Below are 25,194 nucleotides of genomic sequence, written 5' to 3' on the forward strand. Positions count from 1 at the left end.
GGAGGTCGGGTCGGTTAGATCAATCGACCAGCCGGAGCGAGCGCTCCGCCAAGGGCTGCCTTAACAGGCGATCCCCCCGGTTGTTCCGACACCTCTCTCCAATCTCTTTCTCGACACTGGATCACCTCCTTTTCTATCTGTTGCGGTTGAAAAGAAGCGTGACACAAGTTGTGCCAATCTCAAAGCACTTTTTTACACAGGCTGAGCGGTCAGTCGCGCAACGATCACTTTGAACGGGATCAGTGCGATCATCGCCAGCGACAGTTTCACCAGCCAGTCGGCAAAGGCCAGCGTTACCCACAAAGGTGCCATTGGACCGGACAGCATGAAGGGAACAGGTTCCCATGCCCAGCTGATGGCCGCATCGGCATTGGCGCCGAAGAACGTGACCGACGCCGAGAATGCGATGGTGAAGAACAACGCGGTGTCCAGCGCCGAGCCGACCAAAGTCGAGACCAGCGGCGCGCGCCACCAGCGGCCGCCGCGCATCGCGTTGAACACAGTAACGTCCGTCAGCTGCGCGATCAGGAAGGCGGTTCCGGACGCGACGGCAATCCGCAGCGGCACTGCGGCATAGGTGAAGCCATCGCCCTGCAGCATGATCTGGCTGCCGATGAGCGAGCAGATGATACCGGTGACAAACCCGGCAAACACGACCTTGCGGGCCGGACCCACGCCATAGACGCGGTTCATGATGTCAGTGACCAGAAAGGCCAGCGGATATGTGAAGGCACCCCAGGTCAGCAGGCCGTCAAGGATCAGGAACTGGACCAGGATGTTCGAGGCCACAACGATAGTGGCCATGGCAATAATGCCGGGAATAAAGCTGCGTTGCATTTTCAGATGCCCGTTTTGACAAGGTAGCGGCGACTTGGCCAAGGGTTCATCCCAAGGCAAGCCGCGCTTCTAGCGAGTCGAATCGTGTTTGGCAAGTCATTCGGGCAGCAGGTATTCCACCAGTTCGGTACGCTGCAGGACCAGAAAATTGTCGTCCGAGATCATCGTCGCCCGCAGACGCCCCTGACCGTCGCGCCAGACCGACAACCCTTCGAGGTTATCATGCGTTCCGGTACCGGTTTCAAACAGGGTCTCTTCGGACATGGGTGTGTCTGCATTGATCTGCCAACGGCGCAGGCGCGAGCGGAAGCCGGTAAGCGATACGGCACGTTCGAGAACATACAATCGGCCATCCGGGCCGAAATCTGCGGACACCGGCAGGAACCGGCCCCGCTGCGGCAGGACAAACGGCGTGGACCACGCCTGACCGTTCCAGCGATAGACCGGGATATTGCCTTCGGCGGTGCGGTTCCTTTCCGGCAGGGTATACAGCCGCCCCTGAGTGTCGATCGCCAATCCCTCGAACGATCCGTTGCCCTCCAGACCGTCGAACGCCTTGGGGCGCGGCAGAACGCGCGCGGCACCGCCCGGGCCCGAATAGCGGGCAACGCGGTGAACACCTTCGAAAGAGATATAGAAGCTTTCGTCAGGCGCGACGGCGAGTCCTTCTGAATCACCTGTGTAACCGGGCAAGGCGCGCCCTGTGCTGGACAGGACAGGCCAATGCCCCAATACTTTGACCTCGCTGATACGGTCCCCGTCCCGGTCAATCCGCGCGGACACAAGGACAGCCCGGTCGCTGAGCGCGATCAGCTTTCGACCGTTTTCGGACAGACGGATCGCCGAAAAACCGCCAAACCAGCCCGATCCGTGGGTCCACGTAAAACTGCCCAGATGGGTGGCGGCAGGACCCTCGGCTGCCCGAAGAGGCCCCGCCAGCACCAGTGTCGCAATCAGTTGGACTGCAAGACGGCGGTGCATTGCTGGGGCAGATCGGCCAATCGGTATTCGCGGCGTTTCTTGGGGGCCGGTGCGTTTGGATCAGGCGGCGGTGGGTTGAGGATATTCTGCACCCATTGCTGCGCTTCGGCACAGCCATCACCTTTGGGCGGCGTATCCTGATTGACGCAGCCACGCGATCCTCTGGGGCATTTCAGCCGGACATGGAAGTGATAGTGATGCCCCCACCATGGCCTGATCTTGCGCAGATAGGCGCGGTTGCCCTTTTCGTCGTTGCACATCTGAACTTTGGCGCCCGGGAAGACGAATATCCGGGCCACGCGCTTGTCCTTGGCGGCCTCTCGCAGAACAGCATGGTGCTGTTTTGTCCAGTTGCCGTTCACATATGCCCCGTTCGAGCGGCGCAGGGAAATCGACGAGATATTCTCGCGTGCCTTGCGGGACAGCCTCATGTCGTTGCCCGGCAGCATCCATATATCGATGTCCAGACCAAGCTGATGGCTGCGGTGGCCGGATGTCATCGGACCGCCACGCGGCTGGCTGATATCCCCGACATAGAGACCATTCCAACCTGGTTGCTTCGCCGCAAAACGGCTGAGGTCCTGCACGTAATCGATCGCTTCGGGATGCCCCCAATTTCGATTTCGCGACAGACGCATGGCCTGCCATGTCGGCCCGGTTTCGGGCAATTGCACCGACCCGGCCGCACATCCGCGCGAATAACTGCCGAAGGCGGCGGGTTTTTGTTGTGAACTGACTCTCTGCGCCCCGAACAACTGCTTGGCCAGGGGTTGCGCCCCCGCCGCGCCTGCCAGCGTCAAAGTCGCAAGAATTGCCAAAAAACGTAATAAAATCATCTGCTCTGATCCCCTTCCGGTTTAACCCAGCGCATTAGGAACAGGCCCAGAATAAACAACAGAACGATGGGTGACACCCCCAGTCTTGCGCTGCCCGTCGCGGTGGTGGCGATCCCGATCAGCAGGGGCGCGGCAAAAGCGGTGGCGCGACCGGACAGCCCGTAAAGCCCGAAACTCTCGACCGGCGCCTCGGGATCGGTGTGGCGCACCATCATGGATCGGCTGGCCGATTGCAGGATACCGCCCATGCCACCGATCAGGACGCCGCAACCAAAGAAGACCAGATCCGGCAGGTTTGATCCCTCGGGCAACGCGATGCCGTAAATCTGCGTCCGGTCCATCAGAACGACAGTGACGCAGACAAAGATCAGAACCCAGATAGCGACCAAAATAACCGGTTTAGGGCCGTATTTCCGGTCCATCTTGCCGCCAATCCAGGCAAAGATGGCCGAGGCAAGAACGCTGACGATTCCAAACACACCGATCTTGATCAGATCCCATTCCAGCACCAGGCGCGCGTAAACGCCGCCAAAACTGTAAAGCCCGTTCAGCGCGTCGCGGTAAAACATGGACGAACCCAGATAGGCCGCAAGACTGCCCCGGTGCCGCAGGGCAGCAATCGACTTCCCGAGCAGGCGCAAAGCCTCGCCGACACTGCCCTTCTTGTTCGTCTGCGCATCGTCGCGCACCCACAGGAAATAGGGCACCATGAACAGAACGAACCACCCGGCGGTGAAAGGCCCGACAAAGCGCGTGCCCTCACGCGCGGCGGCGTCCAGCCCGAACAACGGCTCCATCCCGATCAGCGTCTTGCCGTTGGGCTGTTCAACAAACAGCGTCAGCATGATCGCCAGCGAGATCAGCCCGCCAAAATACCCAAACGCAAAGCCCGAGCCTGAAATCTCTCCGACTTCATTGTCATCGCCCAGATCGGGAAGCTGCGAGTTGATGAAGATCAGCGCATATTCCGCACCCACAAACCCCAATCCGAAGGCCGACAGCATCAGCCACATGTTCGAACCATCTGGCAGCGTGTACCATAGCGCGGAGGACCCCACCGCATACATCACCGAAAACGCGAAAATCCACGGGATGCGGCGGCCGGACACATCTGCCATGGCCCCCAACAAAGGCGCGCCAAACGCGATGATCAGCCCGGTGATGGTCAGGCAGTTCGCCCAGACTGTCTGCGCCTGCGCGGCGGCGGCTTCTGTTTCCAGTCCGGTATTGGCATAGTATCCGGCTGCGACCCCTGCAAAATAGGGGCCGAACACAAATGTCACCAGCAGCGTGTGATATGGCTGACTGGCCCAGTCGAAAAACCACCATCCCCAGATGCGCTTGCGCTTGGAAATCTCTGCCATCACTGCCTCTTTGTGCGTTTTGCTTCATAAGACGGGGCTTTGCGGCATTTCGCAAGCGTTCTGTTGGCCTGCACTTGCTCTTTGCGGCCGGGGCGCTTAGGTCTCAGCAAACGCGCAAACGGAGTGCCCATGCTGTCGCTGATCCAAATCCTTCTGCTGATCCTAGACATTGTCTGGTTCATCATCCTGGCCCATGTGATCATGAGCTGGCTGATCAACTTTCAGGTGCTCAACCTGCATCAACAGCTAGTGGCGCAGATCTGGTATGGCCTGAACCGACTGTTGGAACCGATCTATGGCCCGATCCGGCGCGTTCTGCCCAACATGGGCGGACTGGACCTGACACCATTGGTGGTGCTGGTCGCGGTCTATGCGCTGCGGATCATCCTGATCAACAATGCGGTCTATTTCGTCTGACCTCTTGTTCACCGAATCTTAGTGTGTGATTGTCCTGTCTTAAGAGCAGATAAACCTTAAAACAGGGCACCCCCGCACATGTTCGACGCCGCACCCCTGCTGCGAGATGTCTTTGGATTCGACGACTTCCGCCCCGGGCAGGAAGAGATCGTCGATGCTGTGACCGCAGGCGAAAACGTGCTGGCGATCATGCCAACCGGCGGTGGTAAATCCCTGTGTTATCAGCTTCCTGCCCTGCTGCGCGACGGGGTGACGGTGGTGATCTCCCCTCTGATCGCCCTGATGCGCGACCAGGTGCGCGGGTTGCAAGAGGCTGGAGTCGAAGCGGGAGCCCTGACATCCGGCAACACGCCCGAGGAAACCGACGCCGTGTGGGAGGCGCTGGAAGCCGGGCGGCTCAAGCTGCTTTACATGGCACCGGAACGGCTGGCGGCAGGATCTGCGCTGGGGATGCTGCGGCGGATCAATGTCAGCCTGATCGCCGTGGACGAAGCACATTGCGTCAGTCAGTGGGGGCATGACTTCCGCCCCGACTATCTGCGGATCGGAGAGTTGCGGCGCGCGTTGGATGTGCCGCTGGCCGCCTTCACCGCGACGGCGGATGCGGAAACGCAGGACGAGATCGTCGAGAAACTGTTTGACGGCACCGCTCCGCGTAAGTTTCTGCGTGGCTTCGACAGGCCGAACATCCATCTGGCCTTTGCCGCCAAGGACGGGCCGCGAAAGCAGGTGCTCGACTTCGCCGCCGCCCGAAAAGGGCAATCGGGCATTGTCTATTGCGGCACGCGCAACAAGACCGAAGTTCTGGCGCAGGCCCTGCGGGCTGAAGGCCATTCTGCCTGCCACTATCACGGTGGCATGGAGGCCGAAGATCGCCGCATCGTCGAAACCCGCTTTGCCCGTGAAGACGGCCTTATCGTGGTCGCCACCGTGGCGTTCGGCATGGGGATCGACAAACCCGATATCCGTTGGGTCGCCCACGCGGACCTGCCCAAATCCATCGAAGCCTACTACCAGGAAATCGGTCGCGCCGGGCGTGACGGCAGCCCTGCGGAAACCCTGACCCTGTTCGGCCCCGACGACATCCGCCTGCGCCGTTCGCAAATCGACGAAGGGCTGGCCCCGCCTGAAAGGCGCATGGCCGATCACGCACGCCTGAACGCGCTGTTGGGGCTGGCCGAAGCGCTGGAATGCCGCCGCCGGAGCCTTCTGGGTTATTTTGGCGAACAGGCTGAACCCTGCGGTAAATGCGATCTGTGCGACAGCCCGCCCGAAGTATTCGACGGCACCACACCTGTTCGTATGGCCTTGTCCGCGATCCTGCGGACCGAGGAATGGTTTGGATCGGGTCATCTGATCGACATTCTGCTGGGCAACGAGACCGACAAGATCCGTGCCCGCCGCCACGATGATCTGTCGACATGGGGTATCGGCAAGGACTGGTCGCGCCCGCAATGGCAGGCGATTTTCCGGCAGATGATGGGCCACGACCTGGTCCGCCCCGATCCTGAACGCCACGGCGCGCTGCGCATGACCGAGGCCGCGAAACCGATCCTCAAGGGCGAGGCGCAGATCAACTTGCGTAAGGATACAATACGCAAGGCGACTCGTCGGCCTGCGGTCAAGATGATGGTGTCGGAAGAAGATGCGCCTCTGCTGTCTGCGCTGAAGGCCAAACGCCGGGCGCTAGCGGAATCAGCCCGGGTTCCGGCCTATGTCATCTTCCCTGACCGCACCCTGATCGAGATGGCCGAAAAGCGCCCCGCCACGCTGGATGACATGGCCCGGATCGGTGGCGTCGGCGCGAAGAAACTGGAGCGGTACGGCGATACTTTTCTTGAAGTAATCGCCGGTGCGGTCGAAACCGTGCATCCCGCACGGCGCAAGCTGGCCGGACGCGATCAGGGCGACATCTACGATCGCCTGCTTGAAATTCAGACTCGCTTATCACGCGGTCCGGACGGGATCGACAAACCGCTGACTTGCTCGGCTTCTCAACTGGCAAAGGTGGCGCAACTCCGCTCGGACGATCCAAGAGCGATCGAGCAGGTTCTGGGAGACCGCCGTCACGAAAGGTTTGGCGCTGCCTTTCTGGACGTGCTGCGTCAGGCGGGCTAGATACCCTGCATCAGGCAAGAAACGAGGGCGGATATGCTGGTAGTCATTTCCCCGGCCAAGCGGCTGGACTGGGCAGAGCGGGATGTCGATGTCACGCAACCGGACTTTCAGGTTGACGCGATCCGCCTTTCGAAGACCGCCAGAAACTTGACTCTGGGCGATCTGAAGAAACTGATGGACCTGAGCGACGATCTGGCCCGGTTGAACCGCGACCGGTACCGCGTTTTTTCCGATGCGCCGGACGCAGAAGTGACCCGCCCCGCCGCATTGGCATTTGCGGGTGACACCTATCAAGGGCTCGAAGCAACCTCATTGGACGCCGAGGAATTGGTCTGGGCGCAGGATCATCTGCGCATTCTGTCCGGCCTTTACGGTGTGCTGCGACCGTTGGATGCCATTCAGGCCTATCGGCTGGAAATGGGCAGCAAGCTTAAGACCCGGCGCGGCAAAAACCTTTATGAATACTGGCGCGACCAGTTGAGCAAGGCCCTTAACGCGCAAGGTAGCGCTATTGGGTCTGACATTCTGATCAACTGTGCCAGTCAGGAATATTTCGGCGCTGTCGACCCGAAGGCGCTTAAACTGCGGGTCATCACACCGGTGTTCATGGAAGACAAAGCCGGTACGCCGAAGATCGTCAGTTTCTTCGCCAAAAAGGCGCGCGGTGCCATGGCGCGGTATGTTATCCAGCACCGGCTGACCGATCCCATGGGGCTGCTGGATTTCGATACCGGGGGCTATCAGTACCGTCCCGACCTATCGGAACAGGACAAACCGGTCTTTGTGCGTCCCTATCAGACCTGATCCAGCATTGAAGGATCAAAAGCCACCAGTTCAACGGTGTTGCCTTCGGGGTCCTCTGTGAAGACTCCACGCCAGCCGATCCAGCCGAATTCTTCGACGCGGTAGGGTTGTCCTAATTCGGTGTACCAGCGCATGACGGACTCCTGCTCGGAAAACGGCAGAGAAAGGGCAATGTGATGCAAGGATGACCTGCCTCCGGTCACGGGCTTGTTCGCGCTGTTCGGATGCAACCCGGGCCGCGGAGCCGCCGTGTGATGAAACAACGCCAGCACCTGTGTATGTCCGCCAAACCCTTCGGCGATGCGAAAAAAGGTAATGGCGCTGTTGTGATCGCCCGACAGACGCTCAAGCCCGATCACACTTTCATAGAACGCAACCATCGCGGGCATGTCGGCGCAGCGGATCGCAATCTCGCCCAACGCACGAGGGCGAAATCCGCGGTGATCTGAGGTTTGCTTGCGGGTCATGCGATCAGGCTATTCGACATGTCCGGGTTCGGCAATGACCGGGCAGGCGCCATCGGGACAGTGGTCCAGGATCATCTGAAGTATGCGCTGCTTGTGTAGCGGTTTCGTCAGATAGTGATCCAGCCCGGCTGACAAAATTCCGGTGTCGTCCCCGTCCATCGCATGGGCGGTCAGGGCGACGATGGGTACATGGCGCCCTGTCCCAACCTCGCGCCGCCGAATTTCAGCCGTAGCCTGTTTGCCGTCCATTTTCGGCATCGAGATGTCCATGAAGATCAGGTCCGGGTCAAAATCCAGATGGGCCTGCACCGCATCACTCCCGTTATCTGCAAATCGCAGATCGATATTCGCATCCTTGACCATCTTTTTCAGGATCAGTTGATTGGTGCGATTGTCCTCGGCCGCCAAAACCCGCATCAGACGCTGCCCGGAAGGCAATTTGAGCCGGCTGGTTGCCTCGGTGACCGAGACCGCTTCCACTGTTTTGCTGGCTTTGCCAAGCGCCATCAGCTGGGAATACAGTTCGGCCCGGGGAATCGGTTTCTGCAAGACACCTTCAACCAGGTGCCGGGAAGCGCTGGCGTGGATCAAAGCCGGGTTGGCGGACATGACGACGACGGGTGTGTCACCCAGTCCGCGTTCTTTCAGGATTGCCGCCAATTCAAGCCCGTCCATATCGGGCAGGTCATGGTCGCATAATAGCAGGTCGACCGTCTCACCCACGATTTTCAATGCCTCTGACCCGGTCTCGCAAACTGTGACCCTGAATCCCAGGCGCCCCAACTGCTTGCTCAGGATGGCTCGATTTACAGCCAGATCCTCAACCACGACCACATGACGCAAACGTCCCCCCAGATCAGGTGGCTCCGGCTGTGGTCCCGGCATGGTCGGCAAAGAGATGCGAAACCCAAAACACGACCCCTTACCAGGATCGCTCTCGACCCAGATGGTCCCATCCATCAGGGTGATCAGTCGCTTGGTAATGGCAAGCCCCAGGCCGGTCCCCTCGAACAGCCGGTTTCTTTCATCTTCCACCTGGTTGAATTCACCGAATATGTGGCCGATCTTGTCTTCGGCAATTCCGATCCCGGTATCTTCGATCGCGACATGGATGTCGCACGTCTGCGCCTTGGCATTGGGGACTCCGGTTACGCGGATCAGGACGTGGCCCTGTGCGGTGAATTTCACCGCGTTGCCTACCAGATTGGTCAGAACCTGCCGAATACGCCCCGGATCGCCCATGAACAACGTTGGAAGAAACAGATCATAATCCACCAGTAAGGTCAGGCCTTTTTCCCGAACGCCGGGCTGCAGCAGCATCGCCACTTCGAGAATGCACTGTTCGAAATCGAACTGCTCGGGGTGCAGGGTCAGCCTGTCTGCTTCGATCTTTGAATAATCCAGCACATCATTGATGATGACCAGTAGCGCCTCGCCCGAGTTCCGGATGGTGTTGACGTATAAACGCTGCTCTTCCCCAAGCTGCGTCTCGGCCAGCAACTCGGTCATGCCGACAATGCCGTTCATCGGGGTTCTGATCTCGTGGCTCATATTGGCCAGAAACGAGGATTTGGCGCGGTTGGCGGCTTCGGCCCGTTCCCGAGCCGCCGTCAGTTCGGCCTCATGCCGGACCGAGGCGGTTATGTTCAACGCCAGGCTGACCACGTCCCCGCCATTGCCGCGTTGATCGATGAGCTTGATATACTGGCCATTCCAAAGCTGAATGACCACAGGTTCGGGGTTTGCCTGCATCCACCGCGACTGCATCCGCGCCTGCCAGTCGGCCGCGCACTCGGGTCCGGTATCGACGATCCCCTCGGTGGTCAGGATCTCGAGGATACGCGCGTAGGATATGCCCGCAGCGATCTCTTCCAAGCCTTCGAACACGCTCAGATACGCGGCATTGGCTCCAATCAGGCTGTGGTTTGCGTCAAAGAAGGCAAACCCGTCCTGAATGGTCTGGATCGAATGCCACAGACGCCGCTCAGCCACTTCGATCTTGGCGTGGGCGACGGTCAGGTCGGACTTGACCCGTTCGTTCTCGCCGCGAACCGTCTCAACCTCGGCCTGGGTTTCGCCGATGCGTCTGGTCAGGGCGATGGCGTGCTGGCCCAGTTTGCGGTTCGCTGCCGACAGTTCTGCCTGTTTCAACTCCAACAACCGTTCGGCTGCCAGCCGCGCACGCCGTTCCTGCGCCAGTTTGTTTGCAAGACTCATTTCAGATGATCCCGGAACACATTCCCGCACCATCCCGCCAGACCGTGAAGAAGTGTTTAAGCCGTTGCCAAACAAGCGGGCCACATGCGAGGGTTGCTGCAAATAGGAGGTTGCGATGCACCGCTTGGTTTTGATTGCAATAGTTTATTTTCTTTCACATTTTTTCCAGCCAGCCCCAGGTCAGGCACAAACTGCCGCGCCAGAGTTCCGATACATCACGACCCGCGACGCTGATTTAATCGGAACCGATCTGAATGCGCTGTTCGACACGGATCTGAAATCCTGCATTCAGGCGTGTTCGGCCATCCAAAGCTGTACCGCATTTACCTTCAACACTCGTTCGGATGCCTGCTTTCCAAAGAAGGACATAACCCGGCAGGAACCCTACAACGGCGCTTTGTCCGCACAGAAGGTTTCAACGCCAGAATCGACCCTAACACTGGCCGATACCCGCAAAGGCACGCTGGATTTCCTGCGACCGACCGATTTTGAACGGGCTCGTGACCAGGCCAGGAATCTTGGATTTCTGCACTCGGCCGGCGGGTTCAATGTCGAAGACGCGATGAACGCGGCCCGCGCCGCCAATACGCCGGCACTGGCCATGCAGTGGACCGGTGTGGCCCTGTCGATCAATGATGCCTCTGACCTGTGGACAGATTATGCCCGCCTGCTGCTTGCCATCGACGCGTCGGGTTGGAACGAAAAAAATGTCCTTTACGATCGGGCGCTTGGCGCCGCCATAAACGGATACTTGCGCGCGGAATCAGAGGGCGCTCAGGTATCAGCACTGATAATCCTGTCGAACGCGCTTGAAGCTGTCGAACGCGGGCGTGACATGATCCCTGCGCTGCGACTGGCCCAGCAGCTTCAGCCGCGCGAGGATGTTCTGGCCGCTCTGGATCAGGCGATCGGCAAATACGGGTTCCGGGTTGTGGACAGCAGCGTTGAAAGCGATGCTGCCGCGCCGCGCATCTGTGTTGAATTCTCGGAACCGCTGATCAAGGCCGGTGTCGACTATGACCCCTTTGTTCAGCGCAGCGTCGATGGTCTGGTGGTGCAGGCAGACGAGAAGCAGCTTTGCGTCGATGGTGTCGCGCATGGTGCGCGGTATCAGTTCACCTTGCGCGAGGGGTTGCCAGCCGCCTCGGGAGAAGTGCTGAACCGCAACGTCAGCCTGACCCACTACGTGCGCGACCGTTCGCCAACGGCCCGGTTTCCCGGGCGCGGATATGTGCTGCCTAAGTCAGCGGATGCGGCCTTGCCCGTTGAAACGGTCAACGTCGCCGAACTGGATCTGACCTTGCGCCGTATCAGTGACCGGAACCTGTTGCGTGCGGTTCAGCAGGGCTTTTTCGGCCGCCCCCTCAGCGAATGGGAAGAACGCGAGTTCAGCAACGAGATTGCCGAGGATATCTGGACAGGCACAGCGGAAGTCGAAAACCAGCTGAACCAGACCATGACAGCGCGCCTGCCGCTGGCTGAGGCGATTGCTGATCAATCGGCCGGTATCTACACGCTGTCCGCGCGGGTACCCGGCAGTGACCCCTACGACGACCCGTCAGCAACGCAGTGGTTCGTTCTGTCTGATCTGGGTCTCTCAACAGCTCAAGGCACGGGCGGCCTGCATGTCACGGTCCGTGGCCTGACCGACGCCGCACCCCGCGAAGGGATCGAGGTTTCGGTGATCTCGAATGCAAATGCGGTTATTGCCCGGGCCAAGACGGATGCCGACGGCCATGCCCTGTTTGATGCCGGTCTTGTTCGGGGAACGGGGGCAAGCTCGCCCGCGCTGGTCGTGGCTGTCGATGGTGACAGCGATATCGGGTTCCTGTCGCTGACCGACCCGGCCTTTGACTTGTCCGACCGTGGTGTCGAGGGTCGGGCACCAGCCGGACCAATCGATGTCTTTCTGACCACCGACCGGGGCGCCTACCGCGCCGGTGAAACGATTCACCTGACGGCCCTGACGCGTGACGATCAGGCGCAGGCCATCGAGGGTTTGCCGCTGACCGCCATACTGCACCGCCCGGACGGGGTTGAATATCGACGCGCCGTGTCGGGCGGCGGTGTTGCCGGAGGTCATGTTTTTGCGTTGCCCGTGGCTATGGATGCACCGCGCGGAACATGGCGGATCGAAGTCAAGTCGGACCCGAAGGCTGATGCGCTAGCGCAGCAGACCGTACTGATTGAAGACTTCCTGCCCGAGCGGATTGACTTCGACCTGTCCTTGCCGGACGCCCCGCTGCATCCCGGCGACAACCCGCCTCTGCGGATCGAAGCCCGCTATCTGTTCGGTGCACCGGGTTCGGATCTGAACATCGACGGCCAGGTCCTCGCGCGCCCGGCGGAAGCGGTTTCCGGATATGACGGGTATCGGTTTGGCCGCTATGATGCAGCGGTTTCCACCAAAAGCACCTATTTCGGCAATACGCGCACCGACGCCGCCGGTCTGGCAACTGTCGCGGTGGAAATCCCTGTATTAGAGACTGAGGGCAAGCCCGTTGAAGCCACGGTGATTGCCCGGCTGGCAGACGGGTCTGGACGACCGGTCGAGCGTCGGTTGACAGCTCCGGTCCGGCCAACGCAGCCGGTCGTAGGAATCAAACCACTGTTTGACGGTGTTGTGCCTGAAGGCACCGAAGCCGGATTTCAGGTCGTCGGACTGTCGCCGGACCTGTCGGCAACCCCGATGCGCCTGCGCTGGACCCTGAACCGGATTGAAACCCGGTATCAGTGGTACCAGCTGTACGGAGAATGGAAGTGGGAACCCACCACCCGGCGCACACGGATCGCCACCGGAGAGGCCGAGTTTCTCTCAGACCCGCTGACTTTGACATCTGCGGTCGACTGGGGCCGGTACGAGCTTGTGGTGCAGCGGATCGATGGCGCATACGCCGAAGCGGCTGTCGATTTCTACGCGGGCTGGTACCAGGCCGCCGACGCCACAAGCACTCCGGACAGGTTGGACATGTCATTGGACCGTGACAGCTATCGCCCCGGTGACACCGCACAGTTGAGGATTGTGGCCCGCATGGCAGGTGTTGCGCAGATCGAGGTTCTGTCGAACCGGCTGATCCAACGCCAGATGATCGAAGTCCCTGAAGGAGAAACCGTTGTTCCCATCGATGTCACGCCGGAATGGGGCGCGGGCGCCTATGTCGCCGCCACACTCATCCGGCCGATGGACGTATCCGCCGGCCAGAACCCGGCCAGGGCCATGGGGATCGCTCACGCCAGTGTTGAACCGGTCGGGCGCAGGCTGCAGGTCGGGATTGAGGTGCCCGAACTTACGACGCCAAGACAGGTGCAAAAGACCCGCATCAGGGTCGAAAATGCCCCGGCCAATGATCCCGTCTGGCTGACACTGGCAGCGGTAGATGTCGGTATCCTGAACCTAACGGGTTTTGAAACACCGGACCCGCAATCCTATTACTTCGGACAACGCCGTCTGGGCGTCGAATTGCGGGACGTCTATGGCCGACTGATCGACGGGATGAACGGGACCATGGGTCTCGTTCGTTCCGGAGGTGACAGCGACGCTGGTATGCGACGGCAGTCACCACCGCCGACACAGGATCTGATGGCCGTATTCAACGGTCCGGTTCAGGTCGATGAAGCAGGCGAAGTCGAACTGGACATTCCTCTGCCCGATTTTAACGGCACCGTGCGTCTGATGGCCGTCGCCTGGTCGCGCAGCGCAGTCGGTCAGGCCGAAGCTGAGATGGTCGTTCGCGACCCGGTTGTCGTATCGGCCAGCCTGCCACGTTTTCTGGCCCCTGGCGACCAAAGCCGGATGCTGCTGGAGATCGTGCATGCCGACGGTCCGGCAGGTGAAATGACACTGGGTCTGGCGGCTTCGGCCGGGCTGGAACTGGCCGCAACCCCGACCAGTTTCACGTTGCAACCCGGCGGCAAGACCGTTTTGGAAGTTCCAATTCGCGCAGCTGCGGTTGGTGACCCTGAGATCAACCTGTCAATCACAACACCGGACGGCCGCGATCTGTCTCGGACGTTGCGGATGCCGGTTCGCGCAAACGATCCTGCCGTTGCTCTGACACGCCGATTTTCGCTGGGCGAGGGTGACAGCTTTCTGTTTTCGCAGGATGTCTTCGACGGATTCCGGCCCGGATCGGTCAAGGCGATCCTGTCCGCCGGTCCACTGGCGAAATTCGACACGCCCGGCCTGCTGGATTGGTTGAACAGGTACCCATATGGCTGCACCGAACAGATCACCAGTCAGGCGCTGCCGCTGCTGTATTTGTCTTCGGTCGCCCAGGCCTCGGGGCTGGGGAACGAACCGGCGATCGAAGCGCGGATCAGCACGGCCATCCGCAGCATACTGACCCGGCAAACCTCGAATGGTGCCTTTGGGCTGTGGCGCGCCCAGGGCGGCGATTTCTGGCTGGATGCTTATGTCACCGACTTCCTGTCCCGCGCCCGTGCGCAGGGCCATACAGTGCCGGACCGTGCCTTTGCACAGGCGATGGACAACCTGCGAAACAGGATCAGCTATGCCCCTGATTTCGATGAAGGCGGGCAAGACATCGCTTATGCGCTGATGGTTCTGGCCCGCGAAAGCGCGGCATCCATGGGCGATCTGCGCTATTACGCCGACGTCAAGGGCGATGCTTTCGCCACGCCTCTGGCAGCCGCTCAGCTTGGGGCGGCGTTGGCCTCTTATGGGGATCAGACACGAGCCGACAGGATGTTTGCCCACGCTGCCCAGCTATTGGCCGAACGGTCGGATCAAAGACAAACTTACTGGCGCACCGATTACGGAACCGAACTGCGCGATGCGGCCGGACTGCTGACGCTGGCCGTGAACGCAGGCAGCGAGGTGATCGACCGGGACGATCTGATCCGGCGGGTCAGTTCCGCCCCGGCGCATTTGTCAACGCAAGAGGCATCATGGTCGCTGCTGGCGGCGCATGCGCTGATCTCAAACCCGGAAAGCGCCGGGCTGCGTGTGAACGGTGCGCCGGTCGAGGGACCGTTTGTGCAGGTCCTGCATTCGGACAGCGACGATGTTCTGAACATAACTGCCGCAGACGGGCAGGCCACGGATATCACGATGACGGTGACGGGAATACCCGACATCCCACTTGCGGCGGGCGGCACCGGATATGCGATCGAGCGTGTGTATTTCTCAATGGAAGGTGAACCGCTGGAACAGTCCGCACTTTCAGTGGGCACGCGATTTGTCACGGTTCTGACCGTCACGCCGTTCGAGGATGGCGGTGCGCGCCTGATGATCGACGACCCGCTGGCCGCTGGTATCGAGATCGACAATCCCAACCTGTTGCGTTCGGGTGATGTGCGGTCGCTGGACTGGCTGGATTTGTCCGAAGCCAGGCATACCGAATTCCGGTCTGACCGGTTTTTGGCAGCGGTTGACTTGCAGGACCGCAAGCCGGTCACGCTTGCGTATGTGGCACGCGCCGTAACACCCGGTGCCTTTCATCACCCGGCGGCCTCGGTCGAGGATATGTATCGCCCGCAGAACCGGGCGCACACCAACACTGGGCGCGTTGTAGTCGAATGATCGGGGGTCAAACATATCGAAGTTTTGGCAAGGCCGATGCCTAGGGCCAACCTTCTTTTATTGGCACTTGCGGGGCTATTGTATGTGACCGGCTTTGCCCGCGACCGCTTCGCGGACTGGGTCGACGCCACATCGCTGCCTGCGGTTCTGACAGAAACCTCGGTCGAGATGCGGGACCGGAACGGCGATCTGCTGCGCGCGTTTTCAGTGGCGAACGGCATCTGGCGGATGCAGCATGGCCCGGTCGATCCGGGTTTTGTCAACATGCTGATCCGTTACGAGGACAAACGGTTTCGCGCTCACTCCGGCATCGATCCGCTGGCCATGGTGCGGGCCGGGGCGCAGTCGCTTTGGAACGGCCGACCTGTTTCCGGCGGATCGACCCTGACCATGCAGGTTGCCCGCCTGATCGAGGATGGCCCGACAGGTCGGTGGAGCGGTAAGCTCCGCCAGATCCGGGTGGCTTTGGCGTTGGAACAGCGCCTGAACAAGGATCAGATCCTGTCGCTGTATCTGACCCATGCCCCTTATGGTGGCAATCTTGAAGGGGTCCGGGCGGGCAGTCGGGCGTGGTTCGGCAAGGATCCGTCCCGTTTGACGCCTGCGCAGGCGGCCTTGTTGATCGCCCTGCCACAATCCCCCGAGGCACGGCGACCCGACCGCAATCTTCAAGCAGGGCGCAAAGCCCGCGACCGGGTTTTGCAACGGCTGCATCGCAATGGTCTTTTGTCCAGACCCGAGATGCAAAGCGCCATGGCAGACCCGGTGCCAACCAGAATGCGGCCCTTTCCCCAGCTGGCACCCCACCTGACGGACCGGGCCCGTGCGGGGTTGCCTGAAGCTCTGGCGCAGGACCTGACACTGGACGGGGCATTGCAGGCAAAGTTGGAACCGCTAATCGCGCAGGCCGCCAAACGGGCCGGACCCCGCGTTTCCGGCGCAATGATCGTGGCTGACCATGAAACCGGCGCGATTCTGGCTTCGGTCGGGTCAGCGGGTTATCAGGATGCGCGTCAGGGGTTTGTGGACATGACGCAGGCGTTGCGTTCACCCGGATCAACCCTGAAGCCCCTGATCTATGGACTGGCCTTCGATCAGGGGCTGGCGCATCCGGAAACCCTGATCAGCGACAGCCCGGTGATGTTCGGGCGATATGCACCCCGCAACTTCGACGGCGTGTTCAGGGGTGACGTGCGTATTCGCGATGCGCTGCAACTGTCGCTGAACATCCCGGTGGTGCGCCTGACGCAGGAACTGGGACCTGCCCGCGTTATGGACGCCCTGCTGCGTGCCAACACCGAACCGCGCCTCACCGGAGGCGCACCGGGTCTGGCGATCTCGCTTGGCGGTGTCGGGCTTAGCCTGCACGATCTTGTGCAGCTTTTTGCGGTGGTGGCGGCAGGTGGCCAAGGCCCCGTCTTGCACTATCGGGCATTGGATGGCGACGCCGATACGCGACGTGTACTTTCGGAACCGGCGGCCTGGCAGGTTGGCAATATTCTGACCGGACTAACCCCGCCATCAGGTGCGCAATCCGGTGTATTGGCATATAAGACCGGAACCTCTTACGGGCACCGGGACGCCTGGGCGATCGGCTATGACGGCCGTCACGTCATCGGTGTCTGGCTGGGGCGGTCAGACGGCACACCGGTGCCCGGCGCTTTTGGCGGCGCGCTTGCGGCCCCAGTTTTGTTTGAAGCCTTCGGTCTTCTGAAACCCAAATTCACTCCGATGCCGCCGCCGCCGCCATCAACCCTGCTTGTCGGTGCCGCGCAACTGCCCCAGCCTTTGCGGCGGTTCCGCCCTCGCGAAGCGGCTTTTGAGGCGGACCCTTCTGCGCCGCAACTGTTGTTTCCGCCCAATGATGCCTTGTTAGAGACAAATGGAGCCTCCCTTACGCTGAAGCTGAGGGGCGGAACCGGGCCGTTTTCCGTCCTGTCTGACGGCGTGCCCGTCGTAACCGGCCAGCACCACAGAGAGATTGAAATTCCCAACCCCGGGCCCGGACACACCGCCCTTGTCGTGTTGGATGCACTGGGCAAATCCGACAGGGTTTCGTTCAAGATCAGATGACAGGAGAAAACGATTGCGCAATTGGCTTGTTTTACTTCTTGCTTTGACGGCCACTCAAACAGCGGCTGAATGCGCGTCTGACGCCCAGATCGACCGGTTTGTTCAGGACTATCTTACGAACACACCTACCGTTGCTCTGACCCCGGACGGAAGCATGGCGGATGCGCTTTGCACGCAGGCGAAACTTGTCACTGCGATGCAGCAGCATCTTGGACCGTTGATTGGCTACAAGGCGGGCCTGACCAGCAAACCCGCGCAGGACAGGTTTGGAGCTAGCGAACCGGTTCAGGGTATTCTGTATCGCGACATGATGCTGGATGACGGGGCAAGTGTTTCAGAAAATTGGGGGGCCCGTCCAGTATTCGAGGCGGACCTGATCCTGGCGGTCGGCGACGCAGCGATCAATCAGGCAACCACACCTGACGAAGTGATGGAACATGTCTCGTCTGTTCGACCCTTCATCGAACTGCCTGACCTGACCCTGGCCGACGAAGAACCCATTAACCCAGTCACCCTGACCGCAATCGGGGTTGCGCCGAAACTCGGCGTTTTAGGGTCTGAAATCGCCGTCACCGATCCCGCCGCCATGTCGCAGGATTTGATGGGCATGACGGTCACGCTTAGCGCTGCCGACGGTGAGGTTCTGGCACAGGCGCCTGGCTCAGCCGTGTTGGGTCATCCGGCAAACGCGGCACTCTGGCTGATGTCAAAAGGGATCGAATTTGCACCCGGCGATCTGATTTCGGTTGGCTCGTTCGGTCCGCTGTTTCCGCCTGCCAAAGGCAAAGGCGGCGCGTCCGTCAGGTATGACGGCCTGCCCGGCAATCCTACCGTCAGCGTGACATTCGAGTAGCCTATCGCCGCCCCTCACGCAGCCAACCAGCCAGCAGGAACCCGCCAGCCAACAGCAATACCAGCCAGGGCGGCAGCAACCCGGCCTGTGTAACATCGCGCGTCTCATAGGCGTTTCTTGGGGTCAGACCGATCCAGCCGCGCCCCGAGGCCGGCCGCCCGGCGCGCACATTGCGGATCGACGGCAGCCCGTCCTCCAGACGGACAACACCACCGCGCAAATCTGCCAGAAGCGGTTCCAGCAGGTCGCCGGTTGCTATGGTCTGCTCGAACTCTTTCGGCGCAGCGGGCCCAAGACCGATCACCGCTGAATTCTCACCTTCTTCAAGGCGGTAAAGCCCGATCTCAGGTCCGATATATTGGGCCTCGAACCGTCCTGGTGACACCTCCTCAAGCGTGATGTCCAGCGTTTCGCCATTTGGGCGTATCACGGTCACGGTTCCAACCTCATCGCTGAGCGTCTGGCGGATGATGCGCATGACCTGACCGTTAGCTTCGGCCCACAGGGCTTCTTCCTCAAGTTCGGGTTCTTTCATCATCCAATGCGCAAGCCTGCGCAGCAGTTCCAGTTGTGGGCCACCGCCTTCGAAGCCCCGGCTCCACAACCAGGCGTGGTCCGACGCCAGAAGCGCCACGCGTCCTTCGCCCACCCGATCGAGCACCAGCAACGGCCGGTCATCAACCCCGGACATCAACGCCTCACCTGACCGGTGTTTGACATCGATCTGACGCAGCCACGCGCCCCAGGTTTCGGGATCGCCGAGATCGGTTGTAACCGGGTGGCGCTGACCAAGATCCGTGACTTTCGGCACATAGCGTTCCTCAATCACACGCGCGGTCGGCTGCGCGGGCAGGATCGGAGCAAGCGGAGATCGGAAAATGCTGTCAGCCGTCGCAAAATCCGGCCCGGCCGCAATTAGAACCGCACCACCTTCGTTGATGTAGTTGGTGACATTGTCCAGATAGATCGCGGGCAGGATGCCACGACGCTTGTAGCGGTCAAAGATGATCAGGTCGAAATCGTTGATCTTCTCAAGAAACAGCTCGCGCGTCGGGAAGGCGATCAAAGACAGCTCGTCCACCGGCACCCCGTCCTGTTTTTCCGGTGGACGGAGGATGGTGAAGTGGACGAGATCAACAGAACTGTCCGATTTCAGAAGGTTACGCCATGTCCGCCCGCCCGGATGCGGTTCTCCGGAAACAAGCAAAACCCGCAGCCGATCACGGACACCGTTCATCTGAATCAGCGCGGTATTGTTGCGATCGGTCAGCTCGCCCTCGGCCTGCGGCACCGAGAACTGGATGACGTTCCGCCCGCCATGCGGCAGCGTTATGGGAAGCTCGACATCCACCCCAATGGGAATGCTGAAGCTTTCCGGCGCGGCCCCGTCGACCGAGATTTCAAGAGGCGCGGTGGCTGCTCCGGCAGGTGCGGCGCCGCTGTCCTCGACCCGCAAGGTCAGCGTCACGGGCTCTCCGATAATGGCAAAGGCAGGCGCGTTGCGGACAATCAGTCGACGGTCCCAATCGCTGGCACGGCCGGTTTGCAGCAGATGCAATGGCGCGGGCAGGTCCGGGGCCTGATCGACGTCATGCACGATACCGTCCGAGACCACCAGTATCCCGGCGATACGCGCACGGGGTTCTTCCGCAAGCGCCTCGTTGAGGGCAGCCATCACCCGCGTGCCTTCATCCCCGTCACCGTCGCCGACGGCGATGCGGCGCAGTTCGGTATTGTCGCGGGATTCGATTTCTGCCGCCAGTTCCTCTGCGGCCCGTGCCGTCTGATCGGCGCGATCCGACAGGGTCTGACTGGCGCTTTCATCCTCGATCATCAGGACGATATCCGTCAGAGGCGCGCGATCCTCGACCTGATAGACCGGACCGGAAAGCGCCGCGACAACGACCAAAGCCGCCAACCCGCGCAAGGCCCAGCCGGACAGGCCGCGCCACAGCGCAAGAATGACACCGCCCAGCGCAACCCCGGCGACAATGGCCAATACCGGCCATGGGATCAGCGGATCAAAGATGACGGTCCCGGTCATTGCCCCAACCTGTCTAGCAAAGCGGGCACATGGACCTGATCGGATTTATAGTTCCCGGTCAGAACATGCATCACCAGGTTCACACCGAAACGATTGGCCAGCTCGCGCTGACGTTCGCCGGCATAACCGCGGCCAACCGGCAGCAGGGCCTGCCCGTTTCGGTCGATGGCCCAGGCACCGGCCCAGTCATTGCCGCCGATCACCACCGGGGTGACATTGTCGTTGAGATTTCGGAACGGCATCCCTTCGATTTGTTCCGCATCCGGCGGCGCGGCTTCGACCCATACCTCGGCCCCGCCATATCGACCGGGAAAATCCTGCAGCAGGTAAAAGGCACGGGTCAGAACATGATCGCGCGGAACAGGCTCTAACGACGGGATATTCAAAGGTCCGGCCAATTGTTGAAGCTTGCGCCCGTTAGGACTGGCGGCGCCAAAACGGGCCACATCCGAGTCGCGGGTATCAAACAGAATCATTCCGCCCGAGCGCAGATACGCGTTGAGTTTCGCGTACGCCTCGGAGGAAGGCTGAGGCTGGTCCGGCGTAATGGGCCAGTACAGAAGTGGAAAGAACGCAAGTTCGTCGCGTTCCAGATCGACGCCGATTGGCTCGGCTGGTTCCACGGAAGTTCGGAACAACAGCGTTTGCGAAAGCCCGCGCATACCGGCCCCTGCAATCGCATCCACATTCTCGTCACCTGTCAGCACATGGGCCAGAACCAGTTCCTGCGTGGCGCTTAGCGCAAATTCGGTATCTTCGGGCGATTGGGCCTGAGCCTCGGGGGTCAGCATCATTGCGCCAAGGGCCACCACCGCTGTACGCGCCAAGCCCAACCGCCCGGACAAGGCCAGCGAGGCTATCACATCCACGGTCAGCAACAGCAGCGCGAGGCTCAGCAACAGGCCCCCGATCGGGGTTTCCGTGTTAACCTCCTGGCCCCTGATCGTCACATCCCCAGACCAAACCGCCGGCTGGAATGTCGCGTCATCGGTCAGCGCGTTCAGCGCCAGTTTCTGTTTACCGCTTTCATACAGTCCCGGCCGCAAGTCCGGACCGACCGCCCGGGACAACAGATCAACACCGTCCACCCCGGCCAGATTGCCCGCATCCGAAAGCGACCCGAACCCGTCCAGAACCTGAATCGGCTCCCAGACGGTGCCCTGCAACTGAGCCTCCTGCCGGGATTTTGCGGCCGAGGCCACGGCCAGACGGTCCAGCATTTCAACAAACAAACCGGACAGTGGAACAGTCGACCATTCCGCGTCAGCCGTGACGTGAAACAGGACGACCTGGCCCAGACCCAATGTCTTTCGCGTGACCAACGGCGTTCCGTCAGACAGCGATGCAATCACCCGATCGGCCAGATTTGGGTCTGGTTGGGCCATGACTTGCGTGGTCACCGTCACATCACCGGGGATCTGCAGGCCATAGAATGGCGAGCCTTCGACGAATGGCGCCAGCCCCTTGGCTTCACCCCAACTCATCGCGCCGCCGACAGAACGCCCGCCGCTTCGCAGACGAACCGGCAGCAAGGCGTCCTCATCCTTGCGGCCCAGATCACTTGCCGCCATGCGCGGACCCGCAAAGCGCAGCAACAGCCCACCCTGTTCGACCCATTGAACCAGTTCAGCCTGTTCCGTGTCAGAGAGTTTGGCCACATCGGCCAGCACGATCACATCAGGGTTAGCAGGCAACACATCCAGCAGACCGCCATCGACAAAATCAGCGGTCGGTCTGAGAACCTGTGTGAGATAGTGCAGCGGCGACAGCAGTTCCAGCCCCTCGCGGTTCAGCGTACCGGCGATCAGGGCAACCTCGCGCCGCCTCAGGCTGTCATCGGTCAGCGTCGTGGTCCCGGCTGAGCGCTGGCCTTGAATTTCGAACCGCGTAATCCGGGCGCGCAACTCGGAAGGCAGTGACAGATCAACCTGCGCCTGGCTTTCACCATCCTCGAACGTCACATCGACCGATTGCAGAACGCGCATTGCACCTGCGGGGTCGCGGCCCTGAGCCAGGATCGTCAGCGACATGGCCGGTCCGGGTTCCGACCGCAGCGCTGTCACCTGAATAACGCCGTCCTGATACGCTGCGGGCAATAGTGCAAAAATCGGCGCAGACGGGCGGTAGACCGTGACGCTCCCGCGCCCCTGTAGGGCGGACAACATCCGGTCGTGGCCGGGGTAGTTCAGCCGGTCGCTGAACCAGCGTGTCTCGAACCCGCCGTCAACATCGGCTAGCGCCGCCAATACCTGATCCAATTGTTTCGGGTTGGGCTGCCAAGGCATCGGCATCAGGCCCGGCAGGCGCCCGCGCCATGCCTCAGCGGCCTGAAATACAGGTGTTTCCGGGTCGGTCAGGCGTAAAATCGATACGGGGCGACCGGCACGGCCGGCCTCGGTCAATTGCGCGTCGATCTGATCCAGCGTAGCTGACCAACGCGTTCCACCGGCCCAACTGGCGTCCAGAACCATCAGAAGCGGCCCCGATCCTGCCTGATCGCGCGACGGGTTCAGAACCGGCCCGGCCAGCCCGATGATGATCGCCGCCGCCGCCAGCATCCGTAACAGCAGCAGCCACCACGGGGTCCGGTCCGAGACGCTTTCGTCATCTTTCAACCCAAGCAGCAACGTTACCGCCGGGAACAGTCGGCGAATGGGTGCCGGTGGCACGGCGCGCAGAATCAGCCACAGGATCGGCAGGGTCAGAAGGCCCAGCAGCACCCATGGGGCTGTAAATCCGATGCCTGCCAGAACCGTCATTGCGTACCCCCGTCCAACGCACGATAGAGCCACAACAGAGCCGCTTGCGCGCTTTCACCGGTGTGGTGCTGACCCAGTTGCCAGCCAGTTGCACGACAAAGCTGTGTCAGCGCATCCTTGCGCGCGGCCAACCTGCCAAGATAGCGGTCGCGCAGATCTCCGGCCTTGAGGGTTTCATGCCGGACCGAGCCACCGACGCTTTCGAAAATAGTGCGTCCCTGGAAGGGAAAGGTCTCCTCGCCGGGGTCCAGAACCTGCAGCAAAACACCGCGAACACCGCGATCCGCAGCCTTGGTGAGCGCCAGTTCAACCTCATCCAGCGGACCCAGGAAATCAGAGATGAACACAGCCCGGGCATGCGGAACCATGGCCCGGTGTTCCGGTGGTGCATAGTCGACCTCGGTGTCCTCGGACCAGGCTTGCGCCAGCCGGATGATCTGGGCGTTGCCCCGCCGCGGCGGCAGCGTGGTGCCGGTCAGTCCGACGCGCTCACCACCCCGCACCAGCAAGATCGCTGTCGCCAGACCCAGCAGCCGCGCCCGGTCCGCCTTGGTCGGCAGCGCCCTGTCCGAGGCAAACCGCATCGATGCGCCCTGATCCACCCACAGCATGATCGACTGGGCGATCTGCCATTCCCGCTCGCGCACGAACTGCTGATCCCCCCGCGCCGAGCGTCGGTGGTCGATCAGACGGCGACTATCACCGGCCTGCGCCGGGCGGTATTGCCAGAAATCGTCGCCCAGGCCCGAACGCCGACGCCCGTGGTCACCCAGCAGGACGGTTCCGGCCAGGTGTTCGGCCCGCGCCAAAAGGGGCGGCAGCCGGGACGCCTCGGCCTCGGATCTTTCACGAAGGGTCAGCGCGGCATTCACGCCGCGGCCTCGGTACGCACCAATCCGGCGGCGGTGGTGTCGATCAGGCTGGCCAGACTGTCACCACGCGCACGCGCTGCAAAGTTCAGCGCCATGCGATGGCTGAGCACCGGACGCGCCATGTCCAGCACATCCTCGGCATTGGGCGCCAGACGCCCCTGCAACATCGCGCGGGCGCGTACGGTCATCATCAGCGCCTGTGCCGCACGGGGGCCAGGGCCCCAGGCGACTGTCTCAGAAACACGGTCCGAAACGCCCGGTTCTTCGGGGCGGAAGGCGCGGACCAGATCAAGGATCAGTTCGACCACCGATTCACCCACCGGCATCCGGCGCAACAGGACCTGTGCCGCCAGCAATTCCTCTTTGGTGAAAATCTGGCTGGCCTCGTCTTCTTCCACGCCCGTTGTCGCCAACAGAATGTCCCGTTCGGTTTGGCGATCCGGGTATTCGACATCGATCTGAACCAGGAACCGGTCCAGTTGCGCTTCGGGCAATGGATAGGTGCCTTCCTGTTCGATCGGGTTCTGCGTTGCCAGCACATGGAACGGAACACCCAACGGGCGATCTTCGCCCGCGACCGTCACCGTGCGCTCCTGCATCGCCTGCAGCAGCGCCGACTGGGTGCGCGGGCTGGCGCGGTTGATCTCGTCCGCCATCAGCAATTCGCAGAATATCGGGCCGGGGATGAACCGGAAATGACGGCTGCCATCATCGGCGGTATCCAGAACTTCGGACCCCAGAATATCGGCAGGCATCAGGTCAGGCGTGAACTGGATGCGATTGCCATGCAGGCCCATCACGGTCGACAGCGTTTCCACCAGCCGCGTTTTACCCAGCCCGGGCAGACCGATCAACAATGCGTGACCACCACATAAAAGCGCCGTCAGTGTCAGGTCCACGACCCTCTCCTGCCCGATAAAGCGGCGGGTGATCGAGGTCTTGGCCTCTTGCAGCTTGTTTTCCAGCGCTTCGATCTCGGCGACGAGGTCGGCAGGTTCGGACATGGTTTT

General features: G+C 61.2%; 16 protein-coding genes. 6 read left to right on the plus strand and 10 right to left on the minus strand.

Features of this window, described 5'->3' with window-relative positions; genetic code table 11:
• Positions 1–192: 192 nt before the first annotated feature.
• The 4 genes from AC2FIR_RS14955 to AC2FIR_RS14970 all read right to left on the minus strand — a co-directional run bounded on the left by AC2FIR_RS14955 (position 193) and on the right by AC2FIR_RS14970 (position 4,018).
• Positions 193–837 (minus strand): queuosine precursor transporter, encoded by a 645-nt coding sequence (locus tag AC2FIR_RS14955; RefSeq protein ID WP_170679990.1) that lies wholly within the window; start codon positions 835–837, stop codon positions 193–195.
• 96 nt (positions 838–933) lie between these two features.
• Complete coding sequence (locus AC2FIR_RS14960; RefSeq protein WP_496762617.1) at positions 934–1,818, minus strand: esterase-like activity of phytase family protein; 885 nt, start codon at positions 1,816–1,818, stop codon at positions 934–936.
• Complete coding sequence (gene mepA / locus AC2FIR_RS14965; protein WP_170807062.1) at positions 1,791–2,654, minus strand: penicillin-insensitive murein endopeptidase; 864 nt, start codon at positions 2,652–2,654, stop codon at positions 1,791–1,793. The genes AC2FIR_RS14960 and mepA overlap by 28 nt, the downstream gene beginning before the upstream one ends.
• Positions 2,651–4,018: an MFS transporter gene (locus AC2FIR_RS14970; RefSeq protein ID WP_496746921.1), complete on the minus strand. Its 1,368-nt coding sequence runs from the start codon at positions 4,016–4,018 to the stop codon at positions 2,651–2,653. Before AC2FIR_RS14970 ends, mepA begins: the two co-directional genes overlap by 4 nt.
• A 129-nt stretch (positions 4,019–4,147) precedes the next feature.
• Here AC2FIR_RS14970 and AC2FIR_RS14975 point away from each other — a divergent pair, with 129 nt between their 5' ends.
• From AC2FIR_RS14975 to yaaA, 3 genes are all read left to right on the plus strand, one after another.
• Positions 4,148–4,435, plus strand: coding sequence for a YggT family protein (locus AC2FIR_RS14975; protein WP_170568510.1), 288 nt, complete (start codon positions 4,148–4,150; stop codon positions 4,433–4,435).
• A 78-nt stretch (positions 4,436–4,513) separates the two neighbouring features.
• Positions 4,514–6,553 carry a DNA helicase RecQ gene (recQ, locus tag AC2FIR_RS14980; RefSeq protein ID WP_496746922.1) on the plus strand — a complete coding sequence of 680 codons (2,040 nt, stop codon included), beginning with the start codon at positions 4,514–4,516 and terminating at the stop codon, positions 6,551–6,553.
• A gap of 33 nt (positions 6,554–6,586) precedes the next feature.
• A complete protein-coding gene (gene yaaA, locus AC2FIR_RS14985) occupies positions 6,587–7,357 on the plus strand; it encodes a peroxide stress protein YaaA (RefSeq protein WP_496746924.1) in 771 nt (256 codons plus the stop codon).
• Here the strand turns inward: yaaA and AC2FIR_RS14990 are convergent.
• On the minus strand, positions 7,348–7,824 hold the full coding sequence (locus tag AC2FIR_RS14990) for a VOC family protein (RefSeq protein ID WP_496746925.1): 477 nt from the start codon (positions 7,822–7,824) through the stop codon (positions 7,348–7,350). The two genes, yaaA and AC2FIR_RS14990, sit on opposite strands and share 10 nt — an antisense overlap.
• Positions 7,825–7,833: 9 nt before the next feature.
• Positions 7,834–10,041, minus strand: coding sequence for a response regulator (locus tag AC2FIR_RS14995; RefSeq protein ID WP_496746926.1), 2,208 nt, complete (start codon positions 10,039–10,041; stop codon positions 7,834–7,836).
• A gap of 115 nt (positions 10,042–10,156) precedes the next feature.
• On the opposite strand from AC2FIR_RS14995, the gene AC2FIR_RS15000 reads away from it, so the two are divergent.
• Genes AC2FIR_RS15000 through AC2FIR_RS15010 form a run of 3 tightly spaced genes read left to right on the plus strand, consistent with a single transcriptional unit; the run spans position 10,157 to position 18,509 of the window.
• Entirely contained in the window at positions 10,157–15,583 is a 5,427-nt protein-coding gene (locus tag AC2FIR_RS15000) for an alpha-2-macroglobulin family protein (protein ID WP_496746928.1), read from the plus strand.
• A 36-nt stretch (positions 15,584–15,619) separates the two neighbouring features.
• Entirely contained in the window at positions 15,620–17,656 is a 2,037-nt protein-coding gene (gene pbpC, locus AC2FIR_RS15005; RefSeq protein ID WP_496746929.1) for a penicillin-binding protein 1C, read from the plus strand.
• Positions 17,657–17,669: 13 nt separating this feature from the next.
• Positions 17,670–18,509, plus strand: coding sequence for a 2-keto-4-pentenoate hydratase (locus tag AC2FIR_RS15010; protein ID WP_496746931.1), 840 nt, complete (start codon positions 17,670–17,672; stop codon positions 18,507–18,509).
• Position 18,510: 1 nt separating this feature from the next.
• Here the strand turns inward: AC2FIR_RS15010 and AC2FIR_RS15015 are convergent, their stop codons facing one another.
• The 4 genes from AC2FIR_RS15015 to AC2FIR_RS15030 are packed head-to-tail and all read right to left on the minus strand — an operon-like array spanning position 18,511 to position 25,188.
• Positions 18,511–20,553 (minus strand): DUF7408 domain-containing protein, encoded by a 2,043-nt coding sequence (locus AC2FIR_RS15015; RefSeq protein WP_496746933.1) that lies wholly within the window; start codon positions 20,551–20,553, stop codon positions 18,511–18,513.
• Entirely contained in the window at positions 20,550–23,312 is a 2,763-nt protein-coding gene (locus AC2FIR_RS15020; RefSeq protein ID WP_496746934.1) for a DUF4159 domain-containing protein, read from the minus strand. The genes AC2FIR_RS15015 and AC2FIR_RS15020 overlap by 4 nt, the downstream gene beginning before the upstream one ends.
• A complete protein-coding gene (locus tag AC2FIR_RS15025) occupies positions 23,309–24,184 on the minus strand; it encodes a DUF58 domain-containing protein (RefSeq protein WP_321249849.1) in 876 nt (291 codons plus the stop codon). The genes AC2FIR_RS15020 and AC2FIR_RS15025 overlap by 4 nt, the downstream gene beginning before the upstream one ends.
• The gene (locus tag AC2FIR_RS15030; RefSeq protein WP_496746935.1) at positions 24,181–25,188 is read right to left on the minus strand and encodes an AAA family ATPase; all 1,008 of its coding nucleotides are present in this window, start codon (positions 25,186–25,188) and stop codon (positions 24,181–24,183) included. The genes AC2FIR_RS15025 and AC2FIR_RS15030 overlap by 4 nt, the downstream gene beginning before the upstream one ends.
• Between the last annotated feature and the right edge of the window lie 6 nt (positions 25,189–25,194).

The organism is Ruegeria sp. CDSB136 (assembly GCF_059610965.1).